This window comes from Streptomyces viridosporus, from assembly GCF_002078235.1.
Lineage (GTDB): Bacteria > Actinomycetota > Actinomycetes > Streptomycetales > Streptomycetaceae > Streptomyces > Streptomyces viridosporus.
The window spans coordinates 1-3,404 of record NZ_MSGP01000469.1; the positions used below are offsets into that span (position 1 = coordinate 1).

A 3,404-nucleotide genomic window follows, 5' to 3' on the forward strand; every position below is an offset into this window, starting at 1 on the left:
GCGCGTCCCGGGGTGGGCGCCTCGGGGAGACGCGGGGACGCGCGGAAAGTCCTGCCCCGAGTTCTTGTCCGAAGCATTGACGCGGCCGCGCTCGACACCTACGGTCCCGTTCGAAGTTACGGGCACCATTCGACATGTCGAACAATCTCTTGATGGGCATCCATACGAGCAGATGGGGCAGGCATGGGACGACCTGGCCTGGATCGCAGGCAACTCCTCGCCGGATTAGGCGGGTTGACGGTCGCCGGGAGCTTGGGCTTCGCGGCGCTCGGGACCGGGGCCGACGCACTCGCCTCCGGAGCGGACACCCGTGTGCGCTACTGGAACCTCTTCAGCGGTGGCGACGGCTACAACATGATCGCGATGCTGGACTCCTTCCGCGAGGCCAACCCCGGCATCGAGGTGAAGGACTCCACCCTCCAGTGGGGCAGCCCCTTCTACACCAAGCTCGCCATGGCGGCGGCGGGCAACCGCGCCCCGGACCTCGGCGTCATGCACCTGGGCCGCGTCACCGGCTTCTCGCCCGGCCGCCTCCTGGCCCCCTGGGACGTCGGCCGGCTCGCCGAGTACGGCGTGCGGGAAGCGGACTTCAACCCCGACCTGTGGAAGCGCGCCGTCGTCGACGGCAGGCTCTACGCCCTCCCGCTCGACATCCACGTCCAGCTCTGCTTCTACCGCAGGGACGTGCTGAAGAAGGCGGGCCTGCTCGGTGCCGACGGGCGGATGGTGCCCGTGACGTCGACCGACGAGTGGTTCGCCCTGCTGGAGGAGGCCAGGCGGGCCACCGGGAAGGGGCTGCAGACCATCGGCCTGTGGCACAACGACCAGAACTTCCAGTGGTGGTTCTTCGTCGCCTTCTACACCCAGCTCGGCGGCACCTGGTTCGACGACACCCGCACCGAGGTCACCTTCGACACCGACAAGGCCGTCCAGGTCCTGCGGTTCCTGCGCCGGCACGTCACCGACGGGTACGCCGACCCGGGCTTCGGGGGCGGCGCGGGCGCCGAACAGTTCATCAACGGCGCCCCCTTCGTCTGGGAGGGCAACTGGTCGGTGCCGGTCTTCGACGGCGCGGAGGTCGACTACGGCGCGACCCCGCTGCCGCCCGTCTTCGGCCGGCCGGCCACCCACGCCGAGTCGCACGCCTTCGTCCTGCCGCACCAGTCCGACCGCGGCGGCGCCACCAACGAGGCCGCCCACCGGCTCGCCGCCCACGTCGTCCGGCACGCCCGGCAGTGGGCCGCCGGCGGACACATCCCCGCCTACACGCCGACCCTGTCCTCGGCCGCGTACCGGAAGCTGGACCCGCAGAGCGAGTACGTCTCGGCGATGGACCACCAGGCCACCGAACCGAAGGTGTGGTTCGCCGGCTCCACCGGCATCCTCGCCCAGCGCGTCGGCCCGATCGTCGTCTCCTCCACGACGGGCTCCGCCGATCCCCGGACCGCCGCCCGCCGGATGAGGAACACGCTCGGCCGGCTCCTCGCCACGAAGAACCCCATGGACGGCCGCACCGCCGCGCAGGGGGGTGCGGCCGCATGACGACGACCGGTGCCGAGACCGCCATCCGCCCGGCCCGCGTGAGGACCGCCACCGCCGCCGGCGCCGGCGTCCGCCGCGGACCGGGCTTCCAGCACGGCGGCTGGTTCGTGGCCCCGTTCCTCGTGCTGTTCGCGCTCTTCGTGATCTGGCCGCTGGTGCGCGGCCTCTACCTGAGCCTCACGGACGCCAACATCTCCGGCGAGGGCACGAGCTTCGTCGGCCTCGACAACTACCGCGAGGCCCTGGACGACCCGCTGATGTGGGACGCGCTCGGCCACAGCGCCTACTTCACGCTGCTCGTGGTGCCCTGCATCACGGTCCTCGCCTTCCTGCTCGCGATGCTGGCCCACCACATCGAGCGCGGGAAGTGGCTGTGGCGGCTGTGCTTCTTCATGCCGTTCCTGCTGCCGTCCACCGTCGCCGCCAACCTGTGGCAGTGGCTGTTCAACCCCGGCACGGGCATGGTCAACCACGTCCTCGGCATCGAGACGCCGTGGCTGACCGACAAGTCGTACGCGATGCTCGCGATCGTCATCACCACCCTGTGGTGGACGGTCGGCTTCAGCTTCCTGCTCTACCTCGCCGCGCTCCAGGGCATCCCGGAACACCTCTACGAGGCCGCCGAGCTGGACGGCGCGAACGCCTGGCACCGCACGGTCCGCATCACGCTGCCGATGCTGCGCCACATCACCGGGCTGGTCGTCGCCCTGCAGGTCCTCGCCTCGCTCCAGGTCTTCGACCAGGCCGTCGTGATGCAGGACTTCGGGCCGGGGCCGGAGGAGTCGACCCGCACCTTCGTGCAGTACACCCTCGAACAGGGCTTCACCGGTTACCGCGTGGGCTACGCCTCCGCGATCTCCATCATCTTCTTCGTGATCATCGCGGCCGTCGCCCTCGCCCGGATGTGGCTGCTGCGCAACCGTGAGGAGGGCGGCCGATGACCACCGCCGCACCGCGGACACGGGTCGGGCCCCGCACGACCTGGACGACCGGCCAGATCGTGCTCACCCTCCTCGGCACGGCCGTCTCCGCGGTCTTCCTGGCCCCGCTGGCCTGGGCGCTGTTCACCTCGTGGAAGTCGGAGACCGAGGCCGTCGAGGTGCCGCCGCACTGGCTGCCCGAGGACTGGACCGGCCAGGCGTGGACGGCCGTCCTCGAGACCGGCAACCTCACCAACTGGTTCGTGAACTCCCTCGTCGTCTCCGTCTGCGTCACCGCCGTCGTGCTGCTGGTGAGCGCGCTGGCCGGATACGGCTTCGCCCGCACCGAGTTCCGGGGCAAGGGCGTCCTGCTGGGCGTGGTGATGGCGGGACTCATGGTCTCCCCGGCCGTGCTCGGCGTCCCCCTCTTCACCACCGTCCAGCAGTTGGGGATGGTGGACACGTACTGGGGCATGATCCTGCCGCAGTGCGCGCCCGCCGCGATGGTCTACATCCTCTACAAGTTCTTCCAGGGCATCCCGCGCGAGCTGGAGGAGGCCGCCTTCATCGACGGCGCGGGCCGCTGGCGCGTCTTCTTCACGATCGTCCTGCCGCTGTCGCGCCCCTCGCTCGCGGCGGTCGGCATCTTCACCTTCATCAGCTCGTGGAACAACTTCCTGTGGCCGTACATGGTCACCAACAACCCCGACCTGATGACCATGCCGAACGGCATCGCGACCGTCATGAACTCCTACGGCATCCAGTGGGCCCAGCTCATGGCCGGCGGCCTCATGGCGGGCCTGCCGCTGATCGTCGTCTTCGTCTTCTTCCAGCGCCAGATCGTGGCGGGTGTCGCCCACACCGGCCTGGCGGGTCAGTGAGTCCTCCGCGACCGGGACCGGAACCGGCCGCCTCCCCCTCCCCGCCCCCCATCCCGCAGAC

At 70.2% G+C, this 3,404-nt stretch carries 3 protein-coding genes; all 3 read left to right on the forward strand.

Features of this window, described 5'->3' with window-relative positions; translation table 11 throughout:
• Positions 1-183 precede the first annotated feature (183 nt).
• The 3 genes from B7L92_RS29335 to B7L92_RS29345 are packed head-to-tail and all read left to right on the forward strand — an operon-like array spanning position 184 to position 3,343.
• A complete protein-coding gene (locus tag B7L92_RS29335; RefSeq protein ID WP_081240394.1) occupies positions 184-1,542 on the forward strand; it encodes an extracellular solute-binding protein in 1,359 nt (452 codons plus the stop codon).
• On the forward strand, positions 1,539-2,483 hold the full coding sequence (locus tag B7L92_RS29340; RefSeq protein WP_081240395.1) for a carbohydrate ABC transporter permease: 945 nt from the start codon (positions 1,539-1,541) through the stop codon (positions 2,481-2,483). Before B7L92_RS29335 ends, B7L92_RS29340 begins: the two co-directional genes overlap by 4 nt.
• Positions 2,480-3,343, forward strand: a complete 864-nt coding sequence (locus tag B7L92_RS29345; protein WP_081240396.1) for a carbohydrate ABC transporter permease — start codon at positions 2,480-2,482, stop codon at positions 3,341-3,343. The genes B7L92_RS29340 and B7L92_RS29345 overlap by 4 nt, the downstream gene beginning before the upstream one ends.
• The last annotated feature ends 61 nt before the right edge of the window (positions 3,344-3,404 follow it).

Coding starts and splice junctions, on each gene's coding strand:
- B7L92_RS29340 (WP_081240395.1), top strand. CDS start 1,539: ATGACGACGACCGGTGCCGAGACCGCCATCCGCCCGGCCCGCGTGAGG.
- B7L92_RS29345 (WP_081240396.1), top strand. CDS start 2,480: ATGACCACCGCCGCACCGCGGACACGGGTCGGGCCCCGCACGACCTGG.
- B7L92_RS29335 (WP_081240394.1), top strand. CDS start 184: ATGGGACGACCTGGCCTGGATCGCAGGCAACTCCTCGCCGGATTAGGC.